The sequence below is a fragment of the Micromonospora globispora genome (assembly GCF_003857015.1).
Classification (GTDB): Bacteria; Actinomycetota; Actinomycetes; order Mycobacteriales; family Micromonosporaceae; genus Micromonospora; species Micromonospora globispora.
On record NZ_QGGF01000422.1, the window covers coordinates 1 to 4,447 of the forward strand.

Below are 4,447 nucleotides of genomic sequence, written 5' to 3' on the forward strand. Positions count from 1 at the left end.
CGAGGCGGCCGCCCGGATCTACCGCACCGGCCGGCACAACTGGGACGGCCGCTTCGACCTGCTGGTCCTGGAGGCCCCCGCCTCCCGGCGTGACCGCCAACGGCTCGCCGCGAACCTGACCTTCCTCGGCTACGGCACGCTCGACGACTGCAACTGGGTGGCCACCCGCCCCGGTGAGGACGTGGACGTCCTGCTCGCCGAGTCGGGCGTGCGCTACGAGCGGTTCACCGCGGCGCACGTCGCCGGCACGCCGGGCGCCGTGGCGGTGGTCCGCCGCGCCTGGGACCTGGCCGAGATCGGGCGGGCCTACGAACGTTTCGTCGCCGAGCAGAAGCCGCTGCTGGCCGGGGTCACCGTACGCAGCAGCGACGAGGAGGCGTACGCGGCCCGGTTCCAGCTCGTGCACGCGTGGCGTACCTTCCTCTTCCGGGACCCGCAGCTCCCCCCGGCGCTGCTTCCCGAGCGCTGGCCGGGCACCAGCGCGGCCAGCTTCTTCGACCGGCACGCCGCCCGGCTCCGGCCGGCCGCCGACCGGTACGTCGAGCACTGCCTCGACGCCAGCAACCGCCTCGCCCGACAGAAGGGTCGTTAGACACGTGACCGAGCCGCTGCTCGTCGACCGCACCGACGCCGTCGTCACCCTGACGCTGAACCGCCCGACGGCGATGAACTCGCTCGACGTGGCGCTGAAGGAGGCGCTCCGGGACACCCTGGCCGAGCTGGAGGCCGACCGGTCCTGCCGGGCGGTCGTGCTGGCCGGTGCCGGCGGGTCGTTCAGCGCCGGGCAGGACCTCCGCGAGCACGTGCAGACCCTCGAAGCGGCGGACGCCGACCCGCTGGCCACCGTACGGGCCCACTACAACCCGATCGCCGCCCGGCTGGCCAACCTGCCCAAGCCGGTGGTCGCCGCGGTCCGGGGCATGGCCGCCGGTGCCGGCGCCTCGCTGGCGTTCCTGGCCGACTTCCGGATCGGCGGCCCGAAGACCCGTTTCCTGATGGCCTTCGCCGGCGTCGGGCTGGCCGCCGACACCGGCGCCTCCTGGACGCTGCCCCGGCTGGTCGGCCACGCCAAGGCGGTCGAGCTGCTGATGCTCGCCGAGCCGGTCGGCGCTGAGGAGGCGTGCCGGCTGGGCCTGCTCAACAAGCTGGTGGACGACGACGAGCAGGTGCTGCCGACCGCGCAGGAGCTGGCCGCCCGGCTGGCCGCCGGCCCGACCGTCGCGTACGGGGCGATCAAGCGGCAGCTCTCCATCGCCGACGCCGGCACCCTCGCCGACGCGCTGGCCGCGGAGGCGCAGGCCCAGTCGATCTGCGGCGCGACCGCCGACCACCGAGCCGCCACCATGGCCTTCGTCAACAAGCAGAAGCCCGTCTTCGAGGGCCGCTGACCCGTCCGGGGCCGGGCGTCAGCGGGCGACGTAGCCGCCGTCGATCGGGATGGTGTGGCCGGTGATCCAGGCGGCGTCGTCCGAGGCGAGGAACGCCACCACCCCGGCCACGTCGTCGGGCGTCGGGATGCCCGGCTTCGGGTTGAACGACTCCATCTGCTGCCGCATCTGCCCCGGGTCCGGCGCGCTGTTGATGAAGTGCTCGACCAGCGGGGTCATCACCACCGTCGGGGCGACGGCGTTCACCCGGATGCCGCGGGCCGCGTACTCGATGGCCGCCGAGCGGGTCAGGCCGACGATGCCGGCCTTGGTGAAGGTGTACGGGGAGATGTTCTCCTGGGCGGCCAGCGCGGTGGTGGACGAGGTGTTGATGATCGACCCACCGCCGCCGCGCAGCATCGCCTCGACGCCGTACTTCAGGACGAAGAAGACGCCGTCGCCGTTGATTCGGCGTACCCGCTCCCAGTTCGCCACGTCCATCTCGTGCAGCGGCTGCTGCTGCCCGTCGATGCCGGCGTTGTTGAAGATGATGTCGATTCGGCCGTACCGCTGCGTCGCGTCGGCGATGCCCTGCTCCACGGAGGCGGCCTCGCCGGTGTCCACGACCACCGCGTACGCGTCGGGCAGCCCGGCGGCCACCCGTTCCGCGCCCTCGGCGTTGATGTCCGCGATCACCACCTTGGCGCCCTCGTCCGCGAACCGGCGGGCCGCCGCCTCGCCGAGGCCGGACGCGCCGCCGGTGATGAACGCGACCCTGTCCTGGAACCGCATCGGACCCCCTCGCCCGGCCAGCCGGCACCGGCCCTCCCCGGCACCGTAACCGGGCGGCCCGCCGTCAGTCGTCCTCTTCGGGATCCTGGTTCGCCTCCGCGCCGAGCACGAACGCCTGCATGGCCAGCTCGTCGCCGGAGGGCGAAACGAAGGCGGGCAGTTCCCGCGGGCCGAGCTCCTGCACGTACGACCAGAAGATCCCGACCGCCTCGGCGGGCGTGGCCGCCTCGATCGGCAGGTCGAGGCTGACCAGCCAGGTACGGCGCGCCGGCGGCGGGCCGAGCCGGTCGGCCAACTCCCGCCAGGCGGCGACGTCCAGCGCGGTGACCGGCGCATGGAGGGCCAGCCCCTCGGCCGGCACCGGCCGGTCGAAGGCCCGCCGGCTGTACGTGACCACGAGCTCCCCCGGGCCAACCTCGGACTGCGGATCGTCCGGATCCTCCCGGGTCTCCCCGGTCGCCGCGGCGACCCGGCCGAGCGCCACCAGCCGGGGCGGTTCGTCGGCCAGCACGGCGACCGGCTCGCCGGGGCGGGGGCGGGCGGTGCCGTCCAGCCCGGTCAGCTCCAGGGTGTCGTGGTGCACGAGCCGCTCGGCCTCGTACCGCTCGGCGGGCAGCAGCACCGCCCAGGCGCCGTGCCCGCTGCCGCCGTCGATCGTCCCGCTCGCGCGGAGCTCGGTGTCGGTCATGAGGCAATCCCATCACGCCACGTCGGCGCCGGTCCCGTCACGTCGGCCGGACGCCGCCGAGGTCACGCCCGGCCGGCGCCCCTCACGCCCGGGCGGCGTCGGCCGGGTCGACGGTCAGGTGGCAGCCGGCCAGGTGGTCGTCGACCATGCCGGTGGCCTGCATCAGCGCGTACGCCGTGGTCGGGCCGACGAAGCGGAAGCCGCTCTTCTTCAGCGCCTTGGCCATCGCGGTGGATTCCGGGGTGAGCGCCGGCACCTCGGCGTACGACCGTGGCCGGGTCGACCGTGGCGCCGGCGCGTACGACCAGAGCAGCGCGGAGAGGCCGTCGGGCAGGTCCAGCGCGGCCCGGGCGTTGGCGATGGCCGCCTCGATCTTGGCGCGGTTGCGGACGATCCCGGCGTCCGCCAGCAGGCGGGTCACGTCGGCCTCGCCGTAGCCGGCGACCTTCTCGATCCGGAACTCGTCGAAGGCCAGCCGGAAGGCGGGGCGCTTGCGCAGGATGGTCAACCAGGAGAGGCCGGACTGGAACGCCTCCAGCGTCAGCCGCTCGTAGAGCGCGTCGTCGCCGCGCAGCGGCCGGCCCCACTCCCGGTCGTGGTAGACGGCGTAGTCCGGGGTGCTCGTGCCCCAGGCGCAGCGGGGCAGCCCGTCCGGGCCGGTCACCAGGTCAGTCACGACGTACACGGTAGGGCAGCCCACCGACAGCGGACCGCGGCCGGAGCGTCGCTCAGGGCAGCCGGCCCTGCTCCACCAGCCGGGCGAACTTCTTCAGCGCCTGGGTCAGGCCGAACTTGGAGCCGGGCCAGAGCACCGGCCAGGCCACCCGGCCGGCGGCTCCGCCGGGCAGGTGGAACCACTCGTGCCAGACCACCTGGGTGCGGTCCCGCTCCACCGGGGTGCAGCGCAGTACGCCCGGGCCGCGCAGCAGCTTGCCGAAGTGCACCACCCCGACCTCGTACGGCGCGTCGACCCGGACCACGCGCATCTCGTCCCGCAGCACCGCCGGGCCGAGCGCGGTGACCGCCTCGACCAGGCTGCCCTCGCCGCCGTCCCCTTCGACGACCCGCACGGTGGTGAAGGGAATCCAGTCGGACTGCCGCTCCCATGCGGTCAGCGCCGCGAAGACCCGCGGCGCGGGGGCGTTGACGATCACCGTGGCGGTGATCTCGCCGGCGCCCGGCTGGGCGGCGTCGCCCAGCCCGTCCGCGCCCTCCGGCCCGGTCACGCCGACTCCGACCGAACCACCGCGCCGTGTTCCCGGGCCCGCTCGTCGTCCCGGTCCACGCCGGCAGCCCCGTTGTCTGCGGCCGTCCCGTTGTCGGCGGCCGTCCCGTTGTCGTGGGTGGGCCGGCCGGTCGCGAACACGGGGTCGGTAACCGGCGCGTCGGCCGCGAAGGTCGGGGCGGCGGGCGGCCGGAGGTTGACCTCCCGGTCGGCGCCGGTCGGCTCGGTGGGGGCGCTCGCGGTGTCACCCTCGCCTCCCGCCGCCGGCTGCGCGGCGGCATCCGAGTCGGCCGCGACCTCGGCGTCGGGGCGGGGCTCGGCCGAGGCGCCGCTGTCCGTGGCGGCGGTCCCGCCAACGGTGCCGGTGGCGGCGGT

Annotated in this window: 7 protein-coding genes; 2 read left to right on the top strand and 5 right to left on the bottom strand. The window is 75.0% G+C overall.

The genetic code is table 11. From position 1 onward, the window contains the following. Positions 1–592, top strand: a 592-nt coding sequence (locus DKL51_RS22830; RefSeq protein WP_124812461.1) for a PaaX family transcriptional regulator, incomplete at its 5' end; no start/stop codon positions are given. A 4-nt stretch (positions 593–596) separates the two neighbouring features. Further along, positions 597–1,388 (top strand): enoyl-CoA hydratase/isomerase family protein, encoded by a 792-nt coding sequence (locus DKL51_RS22835; RefSeq protein ID WP_109947061.1) that lies wholly within the window; start codon positions 597–599, stop codon positions 1,386–1,388. A gap of 18 nt (positions 1,389–1,406) precedes the next feature. Here the strand turns inward: DKL51_RS22835 and DKL51_RS22840 are convergent, their stop codons facing one another. The 5 genes from DKL51_RS22840 to DKL51_RS35095 all read right to left on the bottom strand — a co-directional run. Continuing rightward, positions 1,407–2,159: an SDR family NAD(P)-dependent oxidoreductase gene (locus DKL51_RS22840; protein ID WP_109947060.1), complete on the bottom strand. Its 753-nt coding sequence runs from the start codon at positions 2,157–2,159 to the stop codon at positions 1,407–1,409. 64 nt (positions 2,160–2,223) lie between these two features. Continuing rightward, a complete protein-coding gene (locus DKL51_RS22845; protein WP_109947059.1) occupies positions 2,224–2,847 on the bottom strand; it encodes a hypothetical protein in 624 nt (207 codons plus the stop codon). Positions 2,848–2,929: 82 nt separating this feature from the next. Next, positions 2,930–3,523 carry a DNA-3-methyladenine glycosylase I gene (locus DKL51_RS22850; protein ID WP_124812462.1) on the bottom strand — a complete coding sequence of 198 codons (594 nt, stop codon included), beginning with the start codon at positions 3,521–3,523 and terminating at the stop codon, positions 2,930–2,932. 52 nt (positions 3,524–3,575) lie between these two features. Next, the gene (locus tag DKL51_RS22855; RefSeq protein WP_109947058.1) at positions 3,576–4,073 is read right to left on the bottom strand and encodes an SRPBCC family protein; all 498 of its coding nucleotides are present in this window, start codon (positions 4,071–4,073) and stop codon (positions 3,576–3,578) included. Continuing rightward, the coding region (locus DKL51_RS35095; protein WP_221623225.1) for a hypothetical protein at positions 4,070–4,447 on the bottom strand (378 nt) is incomplete at its 5' end. The genes DKL51_RS22855 and DKL51_RS35095, both read right to left, overlap by 4 nt.

What these genes read in the sequence shown, in the direction of transcription:
- DKL51_RS22840 (WP_109947060.1), bottom strand. Translation starts at nt 2,159, where the DNA reads ATGCGGTTCCAGGACAGGGTCGCGTTCATCACCGGCGGCGCGTCCGGC.
- DKL51_RS22845 (WP_109947059.1), bottom strand. Translation starts at nt 2,847, where the DNA reads ATGACCGACACCGAGCTCCGCGCGAGCGGGACGATCGACGGCGGCAGC.